The sequence below is a fragment of the Enterobacter sp. HMSC16D10 genome, from assembly GCF_001807145.1.
GTDB classification, from domain to species: Bacteria; Pseudomonadota; Gammaproteobacteria; order Enterobacterales; family Enterobacteriaceae; genus Enterobacter; species Enterobacter roggenkampii.
Genome location: NZ_KV787899.1, coordinates 22,054 through 42,831 on the forward strand (window position 1 = coordinate 22,054; position 20,778 = coordinate 42,831).

Here is a 20,778-nt window from a genome sequence, read left to right on the forward strand (position 1 = left end):
CATGACCATCGAGAAAATTTTCACCCCGCAGGACGAGGCGTTTTATGCCGTCATCACCCACGCGGCGGGGCCGCAGGGCGCGCTGCCGCTGACCCCGCAGATGCTGATGGAATCCCCCAGCGGCAACCTGTTCGGCATGACGCAGAACGCCGGAATGGGCTGGGATGCCAACAAGCTGACCGGCAAAGAGGTGCTGATTATCGGCACCCAGGGCGGCATTCGCGCCGGGGACGGACGCCCGGTTGCGCTGGGCTACCACACCGGCCACTGGGAAATCGGCATGCAGATGCAGGCGGCGGCGAAAGAGATCACCCGCAACGGCGGGATCCCGTTTGCGGCCTTCGTCAGCGATCCGTGCGACGGGCGCTCTCAGGGCACGCACGGCATGTTCGACTCCCTGCCGTACCGTAACGACGCGGCGATCGTGTTTCGCCGCCTGATCCGTTCCCTCCCGACGCGCCGGGCGGTGATTGGCGTCGCCACCTGTGATAAAGGGCTGCCCGCCACCATGATTGCCCTGGCCGCGATGCACGACCTGCCGACCATTCTGGTGCCGGGCGGGGCGACGCTGCCGCCAACCGTGGGGGAAGACGCGGGCAAGGTGCAGACCATCGGCGCGCGCTTTGCCAACCACGAACTCTCCCTGCAGGAGGCCGCCGAGCTGGGCTGTCGCGCCTGCGCCTCGCCGGGCGGCGGGTGTCAGTTCCTCGGCACGGCGGGCACCTCGCAGGTGGTGGCCGAAGCGCTGGGTCTGGCGCTGCCGCACTCCGCGCTGGCGCCGTCCGGGCAGGCGGTGTGGCTGGAGATCGCCCGCCAGTCGGCGCGGGCGGTGAGCGAGCTGGATAACCGCGGCATCACCACGCGCGATATCCTCACCGATAAAGCCATCGAAAACGCCATGGTGATCCACGCGGCGTTCGGCGGCTCGACGAATTTACTGCTGCACATTCCGGCCATCGCCCACGCGGCGGGCTGCACGATCCCGGACGTAGAGCACTGGACGCGCGTCAACCGTAAGGTGCCGCGCCTGGTCAGCGTGCTGCCCAACGGCCCGGACTATCACCCGACCGTGCGCGCGTTCCTCGCGGGCGGCGTGCCGGAGGTGATGCTTCACCTGCGCGATCTTGGCCTGCTGCATCTGGACGCCATGACCGTGACCGGCCAGACGGTGGGCGAAAACCTCGACTGGTGGCAGGCATCCGAGCGCCGGGCACGCTTCCGCCAGTGCCTGCGCGAGCAGGATGGCGTGGATCCGGATGACGTGATCCTGCCGCCGGAGAAGGCAAAAGCGAAAGGGCTGACCTCAACGGTTTGCTTCCCGACGGGCAACATCGCGCCGGAAGGCTCGGTGATCAAGGCCACGGCGATCGACCCGTCGGTCGTCGGTGAAGATGGCGTTTACCGCCACACCGGCCGGGCGCGGGTGTTTGTCTCGGAAGCGCAGGCGATCAAGGCCATCAAGCGGGAAGAGATCAAGCAGGGCGATATCATGGTGGTGATCGGCGGCGGGCCGTCCGGCACCGGCATGGAAGAGACCTACCAGCTTACCTCCGCGCTGAAGCATATCTCGTGGGGCAAGACGGTGTCGCTCATCACCGATGCGCGCTTCTCGGGCGTGTCGACGGGCGCCTGCTTCGGCCACGTGTCGCCGGAGGCGCTGGCGGGCGGGCCGATTGGCAAGCTGCGCGATAACGACATCATCGAGATAGCCGTCGACCGACTGACATTAACGGGCAGCGTGAACTTTATCGGCACCGCGGATAACCCGCTGACGCCGGAGGAGGGGGCACGCGAGCTGGCAATGCGGCAGACGCACCCGGACCTGCACGCCCACGACTTTTTGCCGGACGATACCCGGCTGTGGGCAGCATTACAGTCCGTCAGCGGCGGCACCTGGAAAGGCTGTATTTATGACACCGATAAAATTATCGAGGTAATTAAAGCCGGTAAAAAAGCGCTCGGCATTTAATTATTTCATTAGATAAAACCGTCTGAGGGAAATATTTCGCGGGCGGTTTTTGCGTGTCTTTATTTTATCAATTTAAACAATAAGTTGCGATATATCGTTGGCGTCACAAAAGCAAAATAACGTAATTCGGAAATAAGATATGACCATTGCTGGTTAATTGAACAGCTCATTACACTCCATTAACACGATGTTGTAATTCAGCACACTACATAAGGGTGTAATTCTGATGACGCAATTAACCATGAAAGACAAAATTGGCTACGGGCTGGGTGACACCGCCTGCGGCTTCGTCTGGCAGGCTACCATGTTCCTGCTGGCCTACTTCTACACCGACGTCTTCGGCCTGTCGGCGGGCATTATGGGGACGCTGTTTTTAATCTCCCGCGTGCTCGACGCCGTGACCGACCCGCTGATGGGGCTGCTGGTCGACCGCACCCGCACGCGGCACGGCCAGTTCCGCCCGTTCCTGCGGTGGGGCGCCATCCCGTTTGGCATCGTCTGCGTGCTTACCTTCTACACGCCGGACTTCTCCGCGCAGGGCAAAATCATCTACGCCTGCGTGACCTACATTCTCCTGACCCTGGTCTACACCTTCGTTAACGTGCCGTACTGTGCCATGCCGGGCGTCATTACCGCCGACCCGAAAGAGCGTCACGCCCTGCAGTCGTGGCGTTTCTTCCTGGCGGCGGCGGGATCGCTCGCCATCAGCGGCATTGCCCTGCCGCTGGTGAGCATCATCGGCAAGGGGGATGAGCAGGTGGGCTATTTCGGCGCCATGTGCGTGCTGGGGCTGACCGGCGTGGTGCTGCTCTACGTCTGCTTCTTTACCACCAAAGAGCGCTACACCTTTGAGGTGCAGCCGGGCTCGTCGGTGGCGAAAGATCTCAGGCTGCTGCTCGGCAACGGCCAGTGGCGGATCATGTGCGCGTTCAAGATGATGGCGACCTGTTCCAACGTGGTGCGCGGCGGGGCGACGCTCTACTTCGTCAAATACGTGATGGATCACCCGGAGATGGCGACCCAGTTTTTACTCTACGGCAGCCTCGCCACCATGTTTGGCTCGCTCTGCTCGTCTCGTCTGCTGGGCCGCTTCGATCGCGTCACCGCCTTCAAGTGGATCATCGTCGCCTACTCGCTGATCAGCCTGCTGATTTTCGTCACCCCGGCGGAGCATATTGCCCTGATTTTCGCCCTCAACATCCTGTTCCTGTTCGTCTTTAACACCACCACGCCGCTGCAGTGGCTGATGGCCTCTGACGTGGTGGACTACGAGGAGAGCCGCAGCGGGCGCCGCCTCGACGGGCTGGTGTTCTCCACCTACCTGTTCAGCCTGAAGATTGGCCTGGCGATTGGCGGGGCGGTGGTGGGCTGGATCCTGGCGTACGTGAACTACTCCGCCAGCAGCAGCGTGCAGCCGGTCGAGGTGCTGACCACCATCAAAATCCTGTTCTGCGTGGTGCCGGTGGTGCTCTACGCGGGCATGTTCATCATGCTGTCGTTCTACAAGCTCACCGACGCCCGCGTGGAGGCCATCAGCCAGCAGCTGATCAAGCACCGCGCGGCGCAGGGCGAGGCCGTTCCCGACGCCGCGACAGCCGCATCCCATTAACCGGAGGCAATATGGAAATCACCAACCCAATACTCACCGGCTTCAACCCGGACCCGTCTTTGTGCCGCCAGGGCGAGGACTACTACATCGCCACCTCGACCTTCGAGTGGTTCCCCGGCGTGCGCATCTACCACTCCCGCGACCTGAAAAACTGGTCGCTGGTCAGCACGCCGCTGGACCGCGTGTCGATGCTGGACATGAAGGGCAACCCGGACTCCGGCGGCATCTGGGCGCCGTGCCTGAGCTACGCCGACGGCAGGTTCTGGCTGCTCTACACCGACGTGAAGATTGTCGACTCGCCGTGGAAAAACGGCCGCAACTTCCTGGTTACCGCGCCGTCCATCGAGGGACCGTGGAGCGAGCCGATCCCGATGGGCAACGGCGGGTTTGACCCGTCCCTGTTCCATGACGACGATGGCCGCAAGTATTACCTCTACCGCCCGTGGGGGCCGCGCCACCACAGCAACCCGCACAACACCATCGTCATGCAGGCGTTTGACCCGCAGACCGGCACGCTCTCGCCCGAGCGTAAAGCCCTGTTTACCGGCACGCCGCTCTGCTACACCGAGGGCGCGCACCTGTATCGCCACGCGGGATGGTACTACCTGATGGTTGCCGAGGGCGGCACCAGCTACGAGCACGCCGTCGTGGTGCTGCGTTCAAAAACAATCGACGGGCCGTACGAGCTGCACCCGGACGTGACGATGATGACCAGCTGGCACCTGCCGGAGAATCCGCTGCAGAAGAGCGGCCACGGCTCGCTGCTGCAGACCCACACCGGGGAATGGTACATGGCCTATCTCACCAGCCGCCCGCTGCGCCTGCCCGGCGTGCCGCTGCTGGCCTCCGGCGGACGAGGCTACTGTCCGCTGGGCCGCGAGACCGGTATCGCCCGCATTGAATGGCGCGACGGCTGGCCGTACGTGGAAGGCGGCAAGCACGCGCAACTAGCCGTGAAAGGCCCGCAGGTGGCGGAACAGCCTGCAGCCGTTCAGAGCAGCTGGCGGGAGGACTTTGACGGCAGCACGCTTGACCCGGAACTGCAGACCCTGCGCATCCCGTTCGACGACACCCTCGGCTCACTCACCGCGCGCCCGGGCTATTTACGGCTCTACGGCAACGACTCGCTCAACTCGACCTTTACCCAGTCGACCGTGGCGCGCCGCTGGCAGCACTTCGTCTTCCGGGCGGAGACGCGGATGCAGTTCTCGCCGGTCCACTTCCAGCAGAGCGCCGGACTGACCTGCTACTACAACAGTAAAAACTGGAGCTACTGCTTTGTGGACTACGAGGAGGGGCAGGGGAGAACCATCAAGGTTATTCAGCTCGACCACAACGTGCCGTCATGGCCGCTGCACGAGCAGCCGATTCCGGTGCCGGAGAGTGCGGAGAGCATCTGGCTGCGGGTGGACGTGGATACGCTGGTCTACCGCTACAGCTACTCGTTCGACGGCGAGACGTGGCACACCGTGCCGGTAACGTATGAGGCGTGGAAGCTATCGGACGACTACATTGGCGGGCGCGGCTTCTTCACCGGCGCGTTTGTGGGGCTGCACTGCGAGGACATCAGCGGCGACGGCTGCCACGCGGACTTCGACTACTTCACCTACGAGCCGGTTTAACGGCTCAGGCCGGGTAGCCCAGCGCGCGTGACAGCGCGAGCCCGGCCTGCTGAAGCTGCTCGCGGAAATTAGCCAGCTCAGCGTCGTCCACGCGGGAGGTCAGCGTTGACAGGCTCAGGGCGGCAATCACGCGGGATTCATGGTTCCACACCGGCACCGCCACGCAGCGCACGCCCTGCTCGTTCTCTTCGCTATCCAGGGCGTAGCCCTGCTCGCGGGTCTGCGCCAGGGCGCTTATTAGGGCTTCGCGAGAGGAGAGAGTGGCTGGAGTAAAGGTGGTGTACTGATAGCCCTCCAGCAGGGCGTTCAGCTCGGTCTCGCCCAGCCAGGCAATCAACACCTTGCCGATGGCGGTGGCGTGAACCGGCAGGCGGCGGCCAATGCGCGAATAGGCGATGGCGGCCAGCTTGCCTTCAATCTTCTCGATATAGACCCCTTCACGCCCGTCCAGGATCCCCAGGTGGGTGGTCTGCCCGGTACGCTGGGACAGTTCGGTCAGCCAGCCCTTCGCCTTCTGGCGAATATCGATGGAGCCCACGACAAAATGGCCGCGCTCGACCAGCTTCATGCCGAGGCGATACTTACCGTTTTCCGGGTTCTGATCGATATAGCCATGCAGCTGCAGGGTTTTTAGCAGCGAGTGGAGGGTACTCTTGCTCAGCCCCATCAGTTTGCTGATGTCGGTGATCTTAAGCTCGGTGGCCTGCTCGTTGAACAGGTCGAGGATCTGCAACGCACGTTCAACAGACTGAATAATCGGCATAATGCTGGTATGTCCACGCTGGAATTAAGGCGAAAACGTACCTTTTTCGGGGTGAAAAATCAATGAAATGGAGCTGGCCTGATTCGCCCGGCGGCGCTACGCTTGCACGGGCCTACGGGTTGTGTAGGCCGGGTAAGCGCAGCGCCACCCGGCAAGAAGAGCGCACCGAATCAATAAAGTGGGAGAAAGGATCACTCCCCAAGCGTCGCCACCATCACCGCCTTAATCGTATGCATCCGGTTTTCCGCCTGGTCGAACACGATGCTCGCCGCCGACTCAAATACCTCGTCCGTCACTTCCATTCCGCCGTGCAGATCGAACTCCTTCGCCATCTGCTTGCCGAGCGTGGTCTGATCGTCATGGAACGCCGGCAGACAGTGCAGGAACTTCACGTCCGGGTTGCCGGTCAGCGCCATCATCTGCGCGTTCACCTGATACCCGCGCAGCAGCGCGATACGCTCCGCCCACTTCTCTTTGGCTTCGCCCATCGACACCCACACGTCGGTATAGATAAAGTCCGCGCCCTTCACGCCCGCCGCCACGTCTTCCGTCAGGGTAATTTTCCCGCCGTGCTTCTCCGCCAGCGCGCTGCACTCCGCCACCAGGCTCTCTTCCGGCCAGCAGGCTTTCGGGGCCACCAGGCGTAGATCCAGCCCGGTCAGCGCCGCCGCTTCCAGCATCGAGTTGCCCATGTTGTTGCGCGCGTCGCCCGCGTAGACCAGCGTCATCTCGTTAAACGCCTTGCCCGGCAGGTGCTCCTGCATGGTCAGCAGGTCCGCCAGCAGCTGCGTCGGGTGGAACTCGTTGGTCAGCCCGTTCCACACCGGCACGCCCGCATACTGCGCCAGCGTTTCGACCACTTCCTGGCCGTGGCCGCGATACTGAATGCCGTCGTACATCCGCCCGAGCACGCGCGCGGTGTCCTTAATTGATTCTTTATGCCCAATCTGGCTGCCGCTCGGCCCTAAATAGGTAACGCGCGCACCCTGGTCAAATGCGGCAACTTCGAAAGAGCAACGTGTACGGGTCGAGTCTTTTTCGAAGATGAGCGCGATGTTTTTACCGGTAAGCTTCTGTACTTCCTTGCCATTTTTCTTATCGGCTTTGAGCTGTGCGGCAAGGGTCAGCAGAGAAGTGAACTGTGCAGGGGTAAAGTCGAGCAATTTCAGAAAGTGTTTCTTGTACAGATCAGACATTTTATCCTCACATGGCGAACGCCACTTATTGAATTAAAATTCACTTTATATGTGTAATTATTCATTTGCAACCCCGTTTCACAAATCTTTCCAACAAAGGTGGAGGCAAACCCGTCCGTGTGTGAAAATAGAAGTATCTGCCGCACTTTAAAGAGGATTGAGCCATGGCAAACCCGGAATTACTGGAAGAGCAACGCGAAGAGACGCGTCTGATTATTGAAGAGCTGCTGGAAGACGGTAGCGATCCGGACGCGCTGTACACCATCGAGCACCATTTCTCTGCGGATGATTTCGACGCGCTGGAAAAAATGGCCGTAGAAGCCTTCAAGCTGGGCTACGAAGTGACCGAGCCGGAAGAGCTGGAAGTGGAAGAGGGCGACACCGTCATCTGCTGCGACATCCTGAGCGAAGGCGCGCTGAAGGCGGAGCTGATCGACGCGCAGGTCGAACAGCTGATGAACCTGGCCGAGAAGTTTGACGTGGAATACGACGGCTGGGGAACCTACTTCGAAGATCCGAACGGTGAAGACGGCGAAGAAGGCGACGACGAAGATTACATCGACGAAGACGACGACGGCGTGCGTCACTAAGTGATTCAGGCGGTGGCACGCGCCACCGCTTTTTCAAGGCAGAACCATGGATTACCCGCAGATACTCGCCCCCGTACTCAACTTCCTCCAGTGTCCGACCCCGCAAGCATGGATTGATAAAGCCCGCGACCCGGCGAACCTGCCGCTGCTGCTCGCCGACCACATGGTGTGCGAGCTCAAGGCCGCCCAGACCGCGCTGCTGCTGGTGCGTAAATACGTCGCCGACGAAAGCGGTGCCGACGCGCTGCTCGACTGGCTCAAACCCTACGAACAGTTCACCTTCCGCGACGGCCCGGAGCCGGACTTCATCGCCCTGCACAGGCAGATAGGCAAAAGCGTGATGCCCAAAACCGACGACCCGTGGGGCCAGGCGCTCATCGACAGCATGGTGCTGCTGATTAAAGAGGAGCTGCACCACTTCTGGCAGGTGCGCGAGGCGATGCTGGCCCGCGACATTCCGTACGTCAAAATCACCGCCAGCCGCTACGCCAAAGGGATGCTGAAGGAAGTGCGCACTCACGAACCGCTGACGCTGATCGACAAGCTCATCTGCGGCGCCTACATCGAAGCCCGCTCCTGCGAACGCTTCGCCGCGCTGGCCCCGTTCCTCGACGACGACCTGCAGAAGTTTTATCTCTCGCTGCTGCGCTCGGAAGCGCGCCACTATCAGGACTACCTGACGCTTGCCCGGCAGGTGAGCGACGACGATATCTCACCGCGCATAAAGCTTTTTGGCGAAATTGAAGCCACACTTATCTCGACACCGGACAACGAGTTTCGCTTCCACAGCGGCGTGCCGGTGTAAACCGGCATAACTCAAGGATAAGGATGCGAGATGAATAAAACGTGGACCCGTATTGTGATTGTCGTCATTGCGGCTGCCGCCGTGGCGTTCTGGGTGTTTTTCGACAGGCAGCGCGCCCCGGAACGGCAGATGGATAACGCCCTTAACGCGATGCCCGCCTGGCAGGTGATTAAGGAGCAGGAGCCCGCGCTGCATCAGCGCATCCTCGACCAGATGGCCGCCCTGCAAAAAGCGGGCGAGCCGGAGCAGCAGATTATCGACACCATCCAGCCGCAGATCCTGCATCTGCAGATGTCGCGCCTGCAAAACGCCCCGGACGCCAACGTGGTGAACTACATGACCATCAACATGGAGCAGACCGCCGCCATCCAGAAGGTGAGCGACGACGCCTGCTTCCGCTTCCTCTACCCGATGGTGAAGGGCGGCATCAACCCAATGCGCATGCTGGATAAAGATCTGATGGCGCGGCGCATGCAGGCCGATGCCGACATGATGCGCGCGGCCTACGGCAAAAATCGCCACACCGTGACCCCGGCCGAACGCGAGGCGGCTGTCGAGGATGTGCGGCCGATTATGAAGGCGCTTGCCGATAAGTACGGCGAGAACATCCAGCTGCTGCAGATGCCGGAGAAGGCGGCGGGCAAAGAGAAGCTCTCCTGCGATATGGTGCAGGAGATGTGGGCGAAGGTGCTGGCGCTGCCGGAGCAGAAGGCAGCGAGGGTGATTCGGCTGGCGGTGTCTGAGCTGGACTGACGGTAGCGCTGGTTTTTTGGGCACTTAGCGCGGGTTTAGCGCGTCGTCGCTTGCATGGCGGCGCGCGACAGGTATAATCCACAACGTTTCCGCATCCCCTTCAGTGCCGAAGTGGCGAAATCGGTAGACGCAGTTGATTCAAAATCAACCGTAGAAATACGTGCCGGTTCGAGTCCGGCCTTCGGCACCATTAGTACTTCCAAGACCATCCGAGAAAGTTTTTATTTCTTTAAAATCAATGTGTGAAGAGATTTTTTGACATACCTCTATGCAGGGATTTTAACGTGCATGCTGGCAAACGACTTCCTTTTACGTATATTGTGTAAAAACTCCATTTGCATTCCGGCTAGCCAAGGCACGCGTTCTTGTTCCGTACAACACAGTCGTCTGATTCATACAGAAGTACTGCAATTTAATCGATAACTATTCCAAGCAAACTAGCGGAGAGCCTAAAGAAGTTGCTGGAGCAGTAGATTGCTTCTGGTCCAGCATGGCTTTGATGTTTCTGCTATGGAATTTGGTGGTAACGGTTCTGTCCACCTGCTACTTCAGCTTTGCCAGCCTTAAAGCTCTAAAAAATGTTCACGGTCGCTGAGCATTGCAATGTCATTAGGCTGAAGCTCTTTTAGAGTATATGTAACACTATTAAATCCAGGTAAAGCGCTCCAAACATTCGGATCACCAATGAAAAATATATTCTTTTTGGCGCGCGTTACAGCAACATTTAACAGATTCGGTTTGCTTGAGGCCCACTTAGCACCGCCATTATTTTCTTCGTCACATCCAAGGATGAAAATTACAATATCATTTTCTTTTCCCTGAAATGTATGCACTGTTCCAATACAATTTTTTTGCCATTGCTTAATACTTTTTGCCTTAATCAATGGTGAGGATTGTTGCCAGATTTGCAAGGGGCGTTGTGCTATAAGTTTAGATACTTCCGATTTCACCGCTTTAAAAGGGGTAATTACAAAAATTGACTCCAGAGGGACATTTTCATATAAAAGACGATCAAGTAATATAAGTAGGCTTTGCCCGTGGCTGTCCCGATACTGTCGTTCGCCCTGGCCGCCATTCGCAACGAGCCAGTGATTATCAAGATTTCCATTTACAAATTGACTACGAATTTTTGCAGCATCGAGACCATGGATCATTCGATTATTATAAGCGAGCTTGTTGGCTATGCTAAACATAGGCTCGATACAACGCCGATGCACCCATAATGGGATACCAATCCATATATTTTTATTCATTACTTCTAATTCACAACCCCAATGGTTAATGCGATCTGCCAGCTGCTGAACTGATAGTTTTGCAGGATTCCAGTCATCCGCTCGTTCTTGTAAAACATCTTCGCAGAGACGTTTAACCAAACTTGGCGAGGCAGTAAATACCGGCTCGATCTGTAATGGATCTCCTACGACTAATACACGTTTTGCTCGAAAAATGGCCCCAACAGCCTGTTGCGGAGATGCCTGACCTGCCTCATCAATCATTAACCATCCAATTTCTTCACTTTTCACTCCCGTCAACATTCGGCCGATAGAGGCAAAAGTAGTAGACAGTACAGGAACGAACATACATAGCGTTTGCCAGCATCGTAATGGGGTAGGGTGATGTTGAGGAGCGCTGAGAAATTTGTTTAGTGTAAAAATGAAACTCTTGAAACGCTTTATCTCCATTGCTTCATATAGCCATGCTTCATGTAAGCTCATCGCTGTCAGAAAAAGTTCTGAACGCAGACGATTTATCTCCTCATTTTGCCAGAATGCAGTACGTTGCAGATTTGCATCATCAATGGATAAATTATGGTTAGGGATAGCGATATTATGGAATCTATTTTGTAAATCTTTTAATTTTTGCTCGCTTGTTGCTTTTTGTTTTTTTATTTCATTCAATCTAAACTCTATATCTCGGATTGCCGTTTGGTTTTTTATCAGCTCAATATTACTGTCCGCAACGTGCTGCATTTTCTCAATCAAATGTTTTGTCAACTCAACTAATTGCTGTTTTGTTTTATTTGTTAGATCTTTATAGGAATTTGTTTTTTTTCTATTAAATAGACGCGACAGAAATCCAGGTGCTTCGCTTTTTATGAGTTTTAACTGACGATTTGTATGATCGATTTTTTTGGAAATGATATCTCTTTCCAGTTCCAATTCATTGATTTTATTGAGGTCATTTTCGCGTTGGATTGTTTTTTTTTCCAACTCAAAAGAAAGCTCAGTATAGTATTGTCTGGTTTTTCATCCAAGAGCTTGCAGTAGGTTTCTAACAGTCTTTGCTCTTCTTCGACTTTACGAAGGGCATTGACAAAATGCTTTTTAGAATCAGCGAATGAAAGCTTATGTTGACACGCTTTCCATCGCCACAGGCTCAGGAAATTATCTTTATCTGAGCGCTGCGATTCAGATAAAGTATTGCGTAAGAAATGTTCATCAAATAATAGTCTTTGAGAAAAGTTTTCCCTATTATGCTTTTTCCCTAACGCCGCTGATACTAAGCCCCAACACAGTTTATCATCATCAAGTGGTCGAAAAATATTAAATTCTTTTTCATTGCCGCTTAATGATTTGTATTTTTTTCGTTTGCTTTTTGGTAAGTATTCGGCTGCAACTTGGTTAGCTGTAGCACAAATATATTCAAAGTTTTGAAAATTTTTCGCCAGGGAATTTTTTTGCGGTAACTCCTTTGAAATGTTTTCTACTGCCGAATTATTGGAAGACGCAATGATCATTTCGTACCCGGTTAATTCCGGGATGATAAAGCCCTGCTGATCTAATGTATCTTCAGCGTTGTCATATTTTGCAAGTACTTTCGCACGCTCAACTACATTATGTGCTACAAGATCTCGGAGAAGAGTCGTTTTTCCTGTGCCTGGAGGTCCATTGACAGATAAAAGGCCTCCATCTACAAGTTCTTCTACAGCTGTATTTATCGTAAATTGTTGCATTAGCGACATGGTATGATTTGGCTCTGAAGGCCATCGTCCTTGCGGCATTCTGCTTGGATGCAATTTATCAATAATTGAAGCAAGGCCCCCTTTTGAGTATAGGTCTGGCTTTCTATTTATCCCTTGAGAAAGATAACTATTAAGAGCTTTCCCCTTGTTATGCCGTAGTTCCTCAATAGTGCTTTCCAGGTCTTCGAAATAGAAACTATTTAGGATGGGGAGTGAAAATATTTTTTCTGCTTCATCCTCATCTAATTCATCCTGTTGAGATTTTTCTCTGGTTGCATTACTCTCAAACCATTCAATTTGTATTGCATATTGCCATTCAGGCCTAAAATCAGCCCACTCAACTAAATGTGTTAGCAGTAGCGTAATGATGTCACTAGAGCGTAATACACCAGGACCCTCTTTTTGTGCTGGTTTTAGTGTATTCCTGAACATACTGAGCGTATCGGCAAGTTGCCTGCAGTCCGTGGCAAATATCTTTGATTCAAGCTTCTGGAATCGCTCATTTTTTAAATGCCCAAGAGCCCAGGGGAGTGAGCTAACTGATAACTTATCTAGGGCTGGTACGCCTTCATTATTTAACTGTACTTTGGCAAAACATGTCATTCCTTCCTGATTCAGTCGCTGCTCGCACTCTTCATCATGGTTGTCACCTAATATTTCTCGGCTAATTTCGTTCGCAATGCTTTTGTCAAAGATACCAATATGTAGAGTAAAGTTAGATTTAAGCGGGATTTGTTGTTGTTGACATAATTCCTCTGAATGCCACGGAAGTAAAATATCACCATATTTGATGAGTTTCTCAAGAGAAATTCTCAGGAAACTCTCTTTATGCTCAAGAGTGTAAGGGTGAAAAAATTCAATACGTTGCCATGCTCGTAATATATCATGTTGTTGAGATGTTCTGGCCATCTTAGCCCTTTTATTTCTACAATTTCTATTTAGGCTGTTAAGATTACTCTCTTCTGCAATGTTTGTGTAGAGCCAGACTACTCTTGGTGGAGCAAAAAATTAACTGAACCCAACCTGAGGTGCAACTAAAGCGCTGCGAGGCTGGTTAGTTGGAAGAGCTATATTAGAAGGTACGTATTGCGGCTTCGTGAACGAACGAAATTAATGCTAGCTTAGGGGTAAGCTTATGCAGAATAGCTTCGCAGAAGTGAACAAGCAGATATAACGTATAAATGATTAACTCCCGGTAAAGTGCTTCTCATCATGCTAAAGTAGCGGCCAGAAGCTGATTCAAAAGGGCAAACTATGACATGGAAAATGTGGATGATCCGCGGTGATGGCGGAAAATTGTACGATGACTTCAGGGACAAACAGGTTGTTGCAATCGGCTGGTCGCAGCTCGCTCCCTATGTGAAACCGGGATGCTCAAGAGAGCAGTTGTTTACCCGGTATCAGGAGCTTGAGCCACAGACTAAGCCAGGCACAGTTCGTTCCGGTGCTTCCCAGGTCTGGCGCTTTGTGAATGAGATGCAGAAAGGTGACTGGGCTATCACTTATTCACCTTCTAATCGGACTTATTTGATAGGGAAAATCGCCTCAGATTTTGAGTTTCATGCCGAGTGGCTTGAAGATGGCATGGGCATTGCCCGTAAAGTGAAGTGGAACGCAGAAGAGATTAAGCGCGATAGTCTGAGTGATGCAACCAGAAACACCCTTGGCTCTACGCTAACGGTTTTTCAGGTGCCTGAGTTTGCCGTGAATGAATTAATGCAGGGCAAAAAGCCTTTTTCAGATGTCGTGCCGGAAGTAACTGTTTTAGGTGAAGAGGATGAGGTTGTTTCTAATCCTCTGCGCGACATGGAAATGATCGCTTTTGAAGGTATCAAAGATCGTATCAACCGTCTCGACTGGGATGAGATGCAAAATCTGGTCGCTGGCGTGTTACGCAGCATGGGATATAAAACTCAGGTATCGCCTGCTGGTGCTGACCGTGGGAAAGATATCATTGCTTCACCTGACGGCTTTGGGTTCGAAAATCCACGCATTATTGTTGAGGTAAAGCATCGGCGGGAACAGATGAGTAGCCAGCAAATTCGTAGCTTTATCGGGGGCCGTCATAAAGACGATCGCGGGCTGTATGTCAGTACAGGCGGATTCAGCAAGGATGCGCGCTATGAAGCCGATCGTTCTACAATCCCGTTGACGCTATGGACGCTTGACGATCTGGTTCGTGCGTTAGTGGAAAACTATGAGCAAGTGGATATTGAAACTAAGCTGTTGGTTCCGCTTAAGAAGACGTATTTGCCTGCATGAGTTTTCGCCGCCTGTTTCTGTATAAACAGGCGGCGATGTAGGTTCTTACAATGAGGGGCGCTAAATATTCACGCGAACTGGATAGCCTAATGCACGCAAGGCTTTATTGGTTCTGCCATTTCTGGGAGGCGTATCTTCTGGCCTTGCCCAACCGACCACTTCAGCAATAGAGTTAATACCGTAATGCTGGAATTTGTACTCCTCGTCTTTGCCTGCCAGATAGAGCCTTTCCCACATTAATGAAGGCTTTCCACCGTAGAGGACATAGTTGAGCAATTCAGCAATAGTCATACCTTTTTGATTGGTTTGGCCCATGATCCATTTTGTGAATAAAACGGCGCGCTCTTCCTTATTTAAGGATGTTTTGGCTGAATAGCCAAATGTTTCAGCGCTCATTTTTATCACATGGTCCATTGTTGCATGTGTGTAAGAGAATATTTGATAGAGCTTATCCTCTGTCAATGAGTCAATATTATTTTTTGACAAGTGTTCGCGAATGTAGGGGGCGTAAATCCCAAGATGAATATCCTCATTAGACGGAGGAACTGATTGGATTTTCCACCAGGAGAGCATATTCATCAATACTGCTTGTGGGTTTTTACTATTGGTGCGGTGATAATCCTCAAAAGGATAAGTATTATCTTGTTGATGAACTTTCTTATAATAGTATGCGTGTAGAAATTGATCGGTTTGCCAAAATTTTGGAGTATCTTCTGATATCCATGCAGGTCTGTAATCATTAATTTGGTCTGAGATACTCTTGATGATTGAAAATGTGCTTTCCCATTCTTTATGGAAACTCTCTTTCCTTCTATCTTCAGTTTTTTTGTTATCAACAAAATTCACGCCACCCCATTCAGGTATTTTCCGCTTTTTGATAAGCTCTCGTTCTTTTTTCTCTAATTCGACTTTTAGTTTTAATAATTGTCTTTGTTCATCAATAATCTCTTTACTAAGATCAACGCAAGAGTCAAGTGACGCTAAGTTATCGAAGAATTCCTCTAACTGTTCAATTAAATTAGAACTGTATAAATCACTCTCAGTGAAGAAAATACCGGCTTCTATATTCGAGTACCATGCACGCTCAGTTAAATTGGCTGAACCAATATAAGCGCCATATCCCTTCCACCAAATAACTTTGCTGTGCAGGCAATCTGGTATAAGTTTACAAAAAATATTATTTTTAACGTTTGCGAGAAGTTTTGATAAAAATGCAGGCGATACAGGAACTGTATGATCATATCGCATCCAAATATCAAGTCGGTGATGGTTTTTTATGCAATGCTCGAGGAGCGTGGTTTTATCATCTCCATAAGCAATGGCGGCAACAACACCATCAATTTCTTTACCTGGAGGGGGTAAACATGATCTAAAAACTCTCCATTTAATCCGTTGGCAATAAGTTTCATTATTATTTTACCGGGAAGTTTTTCATAAAATAAATGTATTTAGGATGATGTTATACTAAATAAAAATAATATGGGCATTAACATACCGAGAAATGTGATCCATTCCTCGGTATGTATTAATTTACTCCCAATGCCTTATAAACCGCATCTACAGGTTCGGAGTAAAAACTGACCTGGAATTTGGTAAACAACTCGGCTGGCACCGTCGGGATATCTACCGCGGAAGACATCGGCAGAAGTACCTTTTTCGCGCCGCTGTCGAAGGCGAGTTGTAAGCTAGCCGCCAGATCCTGAACAGGGTTGATTACTCCACCGAGTGTCATACTGCCTAGCACAACCATTTGTTCCTGAACGGGTTTCGCCAGTAAAACAGAACACAGCGCAATCAGTGCGGCAAGACTAGTCGCGGTACTTGGTCCGGTATTGTGCAATTCGACTACGTGCAGGTGGTACTCATGTTCAGAAAATTTCGCTGTTGCGCTAACACGGCTGAGGTTGCCTTTGAAATAATCAAATCCAACCCGGATAGCTTCCTTAGCCGAGGTGCTTGATCCCAGACCGGAAACGCTATGCTTGCCATTACCGGCAGTCATCTGGGTTTCGAAGCGATACAGGCCCGTCATGCCACTTTCCGCTTGTGTAACCAAATGCACTACGCCAGGTTTCGGCATGCCAGCAGGAATTAATGCGCTGCCGCCCTGCTCCGGCACGCTGACGAAGAATTCTTCCAGCGTTTCGTTATCGATGTAGCTGAAATTCACATCGAAGAATTCCAGTCCGCCCAGCTTTTTAAGCTGTTCTTTGACACGACGACGGGCTTCCATAGCGTAAGTCAGGCAAACCCGGACATCTTCTTTGCTGTAGGCGGCATTAGGATGCAGCAGTTTCAATAAACCTGAAACCGTGCGCCTTACAGCAATAACGTCGCGTTGGTTGAGGTTATTACCCAGCTTATAGAACTTATCGATCGCGTCGGAGAAACTGCGCTTACGCATTTCCCGCATGTATTCGGCGAGATAATCTGTGATAAGGCCGTAGCGATTGGTAAAGAATTCCGGGCGCATTTTCGGGATTTCCCAGCCGGGGATATAGGCATGGAAACGGTCGAAAAACGCCGTGTCGATCATGGCGGCAGGGAAGGGGGCTAACAAATGGCTGGTTTTGACTAACGTCTCAACGCTCTGATTGATGTTGCCGACGAACACCATTGATGCTTTGCCTTCAATTGAATCTCTGCCACGGGAAAACGAGCCAGACGCCATGTAATCTTTCATGATTTGCACGCCGTCTTTGTCTTTGAAAGTGATCCCCGCTACTTCATCAAACGCAACTACATCCCACATGCCAACCAGGCCAATCTGGCGGCTGGCCATGTTGTAAAACAGGTTTGCTACTGTGGTTTGCCCGCCGGAAACTAACAGTGAGTTTGGCGAACACTCTTTATAGACGTGGCTTTTACCGGTACCGCGTGGACCCAGTTCACAGACGTTATAGTTGTTTTCCACGAAAGGGATCATGCGGGTGATCAGGTGCCACTTGGTTCGTTGCTCAATGTTAGCAGGTTCCATACCTACGGAACGTAGCAGGACATCAATCCACTGGTCGCGGTTGAAGTACGTACGTGCGGTAAATACCTCTTCCATGTCCATATTGGGCATCTGGATAGGTTTAAGCGTCATCAGAGAAAAGGGCGACGTTTTCTGTCCTTCCTCAAAGAAGTAGTTCACGGTGATCATGCACCAGATGCCACCGGTCAATAGCTTCTCGTTGTCCTTGACCATTTGCGGCGGAACCAGTGCATCTTTAATGCCGAGGTTGGAGAGCTGGGCTTCGTAAACGTCTTTCTTCTGATTGAGCTTTACCGATACTTTATCGATGATCTTGTAGGATCCTCGCTCACGAATGAGCGATTTCACCTTTTCCGCTTCATCAGGGCGGACGTAGTTATCAGCCAGAATGCGCTTAACGTTCTGCAACCCTTGCTCGACGATCTGGTCATCGTCGGAAGCGCAGTACATACCGAGCAGATACTCCAGCACATAGACCGGGACGTTAGCCCCTTCCTTGAGCTGCTTGGTCAGATCTTTTCGCACCACCCGACCACGAAAATGCTGATTCAGTAAGGCGTCCAGATCGTAACCTTCTGCGACGAGTTCCCCTTCGGATACGGCTGGAACGGGTAAGTCATGATGGGTTTGCATATCGCCTCACTTAAAAGAAATCATCCTGAAATGCCAGATCGATAATCACAGGGTACTTCTGGTAACCCGTTTCCGTTTGCGCATCTTCCAGTATCAGCCAGTATTCATTACGACGATTGAAATTCGCGCCAATCAGCTTCAGCGTCACGTCGCGTATGCGTTTTTCCATGGCATCGTTGTCACTATCAAAACAGATGCGCTCTTTACCAGAAACCACGTTATTGGCGTTATCGACAATAAAGATATTCAGGGTTCGCGGTTCGAACAGTTCGCCTACCGGGTCGGTTTGCAGCAGGCTGACTTTATCAATGTTATTGACGAGTTTGATCAGCGGATGGTAATTAACGATATCTACCGGACGACGCTGAGGTTGCTTCTCGGCAGCGGTTTTCTGCAGCGCTTTTACCTGCAATACGGGAACGCAGACTTCCTGCAGCATGGCACCACCATGCACAAATCGCGCGCCGCCCGAGAAATGGAAACGCTGGATCCCTTTCGGGATCAGGAACTCGCTGTTATCGCTGACGCCTGCGGTATCCGCTACTTTTCCTTTCCAACAAAAATCATCGGCAGGAAGCTGGTGGCCGATAATAAAGCGCTTGTGGTTTTTAATCGTATTGTCTGGTTTGATCTGCAGCGTGGTTTTATCTTGCCCGGAAAGGGACTGCTGCTGGAACAGGAAACCGTGGTCCGCCGTGACGATAATGCGTGTACCATGAAGACGGTTTATTACACGGGTCACTAGATCCTTCAGTTCAACCACCGCGTTGCGGCATGCTTCGAAGGTCTTCTCCTCCGTCGATGCGCTGTCGCCAATGGCATCAATGGTGTTATGCCAGATATAGACGACTTCGTAATCGCGAATAAGATCCCGTCCTTGCTGATTTTTCCATTTCAGAAGAGCGTCGGATTTTACTGCCATCCCTTTATATTTCTTCAGAATTGTATCGCGATTAAGCGTACCGGAGGTAGACAGCCCGTCCGCATAAACGATATCGCCATTACCCGGTTGGTAGCATATCTCGTCATGAGGTAATAATGCAGCCATACCCAGCTGGGTATAGCTGGGTAACACGCCCAACTGGGATCGCAGTTCGGCAGTAAAGCGTTTTTCGGTATTGATCTGGTTGCCCAGCTCTTCAGCCACTTCATAACGCAGCGCATCGGAAATAATCACGAATACGCGCTTGATTTGTGGATTGTTAAACTGTGGCTTAACCACCTCATTATAGAAGTTCTGCTGCCGTGGAACGCCCGCAATACGCCAGTCCTGCATACGGTTTTCGGCTTCCAGAACCTTATTCCAGCTCCGGCTTAATTCTGCCAGGTACCAGTTGGAATACAGCGCTTCGATATAGTCATCCAGGCTTTTCAGGATCATTGCGCCTTTGCTGTGAACCAACAGCGCGTATTCGTTAAATAAGCGGTAGGCCTGGTCAAAGCGGAACAGCTCTTCGCAGTACGCTTTCCAGAACGCTGCGCTGTCCTGATAGTGGAAACCGTCAATATGACGATTACGCAGATTCAGCAGCCGCTCAGCCTGACGAAGCGCGTCATAGATGGCGTAGTATTCCTGACGCGTCTGGCACCAGTATTTGCTCTGGCGTTCGGACAGAAGCTTTTTGAAGGCTTCACGGTCAAGCGTGGTACTCTCTTCCAGAAGTTGCGTCACTAGCGCATGAATAACGGTCTGTTCAATGCTCAGCGTGGTTTCGCACTCGTGCAGATCATACGGCGAGCTGAGACGGTACTGGTCTTCTGGTCGCAGCGCATCCTGCATCAGCTGTGCGCAATAATCATAGGCTTCTTTGTAGCGACGGTCGGCGCGCCAGGTGACCATAAAGGCCAGCGCGGAGGCTCTGCCTGACGGCGTGGTCAGTACGTTTTTTTCCAGCCATTCGCGTTTCTGCGGATCTGCCTGCGCGGAGAGATCGGTACAGAACAGCTTGAGGATCAGGTTTTCCAGGGTCGGATGTTCGGCCTGATAACCCATTTCCTGATTCAGAATGTCCCACAGCACGCCTTCCAGATCGTGGCGTTTCAGCATTGCCAGCGTGTTTTCCAGGTCGCTGTCGTCATCTTTTTGCTGATTAACATATTGGGTAATCAGGCCGAACAGAATCTCTTCCGTTTTTGCGGTTTTTACGCCAGCGATGACCGCAATCATCTTCTTATTAAGAGAAGCTTCGTTTTCCTGCTCAGTGACCAGGCCTTTTAAGGCAGCAAGACGTTTAGTGCTGAAAAATGCCTTCCGGCGTTGAATATGCTCGCGTAGGCCAAGCTGCGGAATGCCTAACGTATTCAGCGTGATGGCGGCGAAATCGGCATGGAACTCCGTACTATAAAGACGAATATCCAGCAGCCAGTCGAACTCTTTGGGAGGCACATCGTGGGGAAACCATAGCAAAAACTGCTGTTCAGGCTCATCAATTTCAATGCGCTTTTTCACTGCCAGCTGTGACTGGTCGGTCATATCGAGCAGCGTGATGTTCTCTAGTTCGAGGTTGCCCAGTTCTTCGAGGAAACGCTTATCGGGATCGTGCCAGAAAACGATGCGGTGTTCGGCGAATTTTGCTTTAAGGCCGGCAATAAATTCCTGATTTTGCAAGGTCACAATCCCATGTTGATTCTGTATAT

At 52.3% G+C, this 20,778-nt stretch carries 15 protein-coding genes and 1 tRNA gene; 8 read left to right on the plus strand and 8 right to left on the minus strand.

All coding sequences use genetic code 11. From position 1 onward, the window contains the following. Window position 1 precedes the first annotated feature (1 nt). The 3 genes from yagF to HMPREF3143_RS18405 all read left to right on the plus strand — a co-directional run bounded on the left by yagF (window position 2) and on the right by HMPREF3143_RS18405 (window position 5,200). Window positions 2-1,969 (plus strand): xylonate dehydratase YagF, encoded by a 1,968-nt coding sequence (gene yagF, locus HMPREF3143_RS18395; protein WP_070533983.1) that lies wholly within the window; start codon window positions 2-4, stop codon window positions 1,967-1,969. 226 nt (window positions 1,970-2,195) lie between these two features. Continuing rightward, on the plus strand, window positions 2,196-3,578 hold the full coding sequence (locus HMPREF3143_RS18400; protein WP_070533986.1) for an MFS transporter: 1,383 nt from the start codon (window positions 2,196-2,198) through the stop codon (window positions 3,576-3,578). A gap of 11 nt (window positions 3,579-3,589) precedes the next feature. After that, complete coding sequence (locus tag HMPREF3143_RS18405) at window positions 3,590-5,200, plus strand: glycoside hydrolase family 43 protein (protein ID WP_070533988.1); 1,611 nt, start codon at window positions 3,590-3,592, stop codon at window positions 5,198-5,200. Between the two features lie 4 nt (window positions 5,201-5,204). Here HMPREF3143_RS18405 and xynR read toward each other — a convergent pair whose 3' ends face one another. The 3 genes from xynR to HMPREF3143_RS26125 form a co-directional block, all read right to left on the minus strand. Beyond that, window positions 5,205-5,963, minus strand: a complete 759-nt coding sequence (gene xynR / locus HMPREF3143_RS18410; RefSeq protein ID WP_070533991.1) for a DNA-binding transcriptional repressor XynR — start codon at window positions 5,961-5,963, stop codon at window positions 5,205-5,207. A 191-nt stretch (window positions 5,964-6,154) separates the two neighbouring features. Then, a complete protein-coding gene (gene argF, locus HMPREF3143_RS18415; RefSeq protein ID WP_010427327.1) occupies window positions 6,155-7,159 on the minus strand; it encodes an ornithine carbamoyltransferase in 1,005 nt (334 codons plus the stop codon). Beyond that, the gene (locus tag HMPREF3143_RS26125) at window positions 7,129-7,224 is read right to left on the minus strand and encodes a putative translational regulatory protein ArgL (protein ID WP_213014347.1); all 96 of its coding nucleotides are present in this window, start codon (window positions 7,222-7,224) and stop codon (window positions 7,129-7,131) included. The genes argF and HMPREF3143_RS26125 overlap by 31 nt, the downstream gene beginning before the upstream one ends. A 99-nt stretch (window positions 7,225-7,323) precedes the next feature. Here HMPREF3143_RS26125 and rraB point away from each other — a divergent pair, with 99 nt between their 5' ends. The 4 genes from rraB (at window position 7,324) to HMPREF3143_RS18435 (ending at window position 9,497) form a co-directional block, all read left to right on the plus strand. Next, window positions 7,324-7,749: a ribonuclease E inhibitor RraB gene (gene rraB, locus HMPREF3143_RS18420; protein ID WP_023324077.1), complete on the plus strand. Its 426-nt coding sequence runs from the start codon at window positions 7,324-7,326 to the stop codon at window positions 7,747-7,749. Window positions 7,750-7,795: 46 nt separating this feature from the next. Further along, window positions 7,796-8,554 (plus strand): tRNA isopentenyl-2-thiomethyl-A-37 hydroxylase MiaE, encoded by a 759-nt coding sequence (gene miaE / locus HMPREF3143_RS18425; RefSeq protein ID WP_070533994.1) that lies wholly within the window; start codon window positions 7,796-7,798, stop codon window positions 8,552-8,554. Between the two features lie 30 nt (window positions 8,555-8,584). After that, on the plus strand, window positions 8,585-9,307 hold the full coding sequence (locus HMPREF3143_RS18430; RefSeq protein ID WP_070533997.1) for a topoisomerase II: 723 nt from the start codon (window positions 8,585-8,587) through the stop codon (window positions 9,305-9,307). A gap of 105 nt (window positions 9,308-9,412) precedes the next feature. Next, a tRNA-Leu gene (locus HMPREF3143_RS18435) sits at window positions 9,413-9,497 on the plus strand. A 373-nt stretch (window positions 9,498-9,870) separates the two neighbouring features. On the opposite strand, the gene HMPREF3143_RS26355 is transcribed toward HMPREF3143_RS18435, so the two are convergent. Both HMPREF3143_RS26355 and HMPREF3143_RS26360 read right to left on the minus strand, forming a co-directional pair. After that, on the minus strand, window positions 9,871-11,517 hold the full coding sequence (locus HMPREF3143_RS26355; protein ID WP_254668441.1) for a DEAD/DEAH box helicase: 1,647 nt from the start codon (window positions 11,515-11,517) through the stop codon (window positions 9,871-9,873). Beyond that, window positions 11,409-13,178, minus strand: coding sequence for a DEAD/DEAH box helicase family protein (locus tag HMPREF3143_RS26360; RefSeq protein ID WP_070534000.1), 1,770 nt, complete (start codon window positions 13,176-13,178; stop codon window positions 11,409-11,411). The genes HMPREF3143_RS26355 and HMPREF3143_RS26360 overlap by 109 nt, the downstream gene beginning before the upstream one ends. Window positions 13,179-13,541: 363 nt before the next feature. Here HMPREF3143_RS26360 and HMPREF3143_RS18450 point away from each other — a divergent pair, with 363 nt between their 5' ends. After that, on the plus strand, window positions 13,542-14,531 hold the full coding sequence (locus HMPREF3143_RS18450; protein WP_021240662.1) for a restriction endonuclease: 990 nt from the start codon (window positions 13,542-13,544) through the stop codon (window positions 14,529-14,531). A 60-nt stretch (window positions 14,532-14,591) separates the two neighbouring features. Here the strand turns inward: HMPREF3143_RS18450 and HMPREF3143_RS18455 are convergent, their stop codons facing one another. From HMPREF3143_RS18455 to pglZ, 3 genes are all read right to left on the minus strand, one after another. Further along, a complete protein-coding gene (locus HMPREF3143_RS18455) occupies window positions 14,592-15,779 on the minus strand; it encodes a phospholipase D-like domain-containing protein (protein WP_070534005.1) in 1,188 nt (395 codons plus the stop codon). 277 nt (window positions 15,780-16,056) lie between these two features. Beyond that, on the minus strand, window positions 16,057-18,141 hold the full coding sequence (gene brxL, locus HMPREF3143_RS18460) for a protease Lon-related BREX system protein BrxL (RefSeq protein ID WP_021240660.1): 2,085 nt from the start codon (window positions 18,139-18,141) through the stop codon (window positions 16,057-16,059). Window positions 18,142-18,151: 10 nt separating this feature from the next. Next, window positions 18,152-20,749 carry a BREX-1 system phosphatase PglZ type A gene (gene pglZ, locus HMPREF3143_RS18465; RefSeq protein WP_070534010.1) on the minus strand — a complete coding sequence of 866 codons (2,598 nt, stop codon included), beginning with the start codon at window positions 20,747-20,749 and terminating at the stop codon, window positions 18,152-18,154. Window positions 20,750-20,778 lie beyond the last annotated feature (29 nt).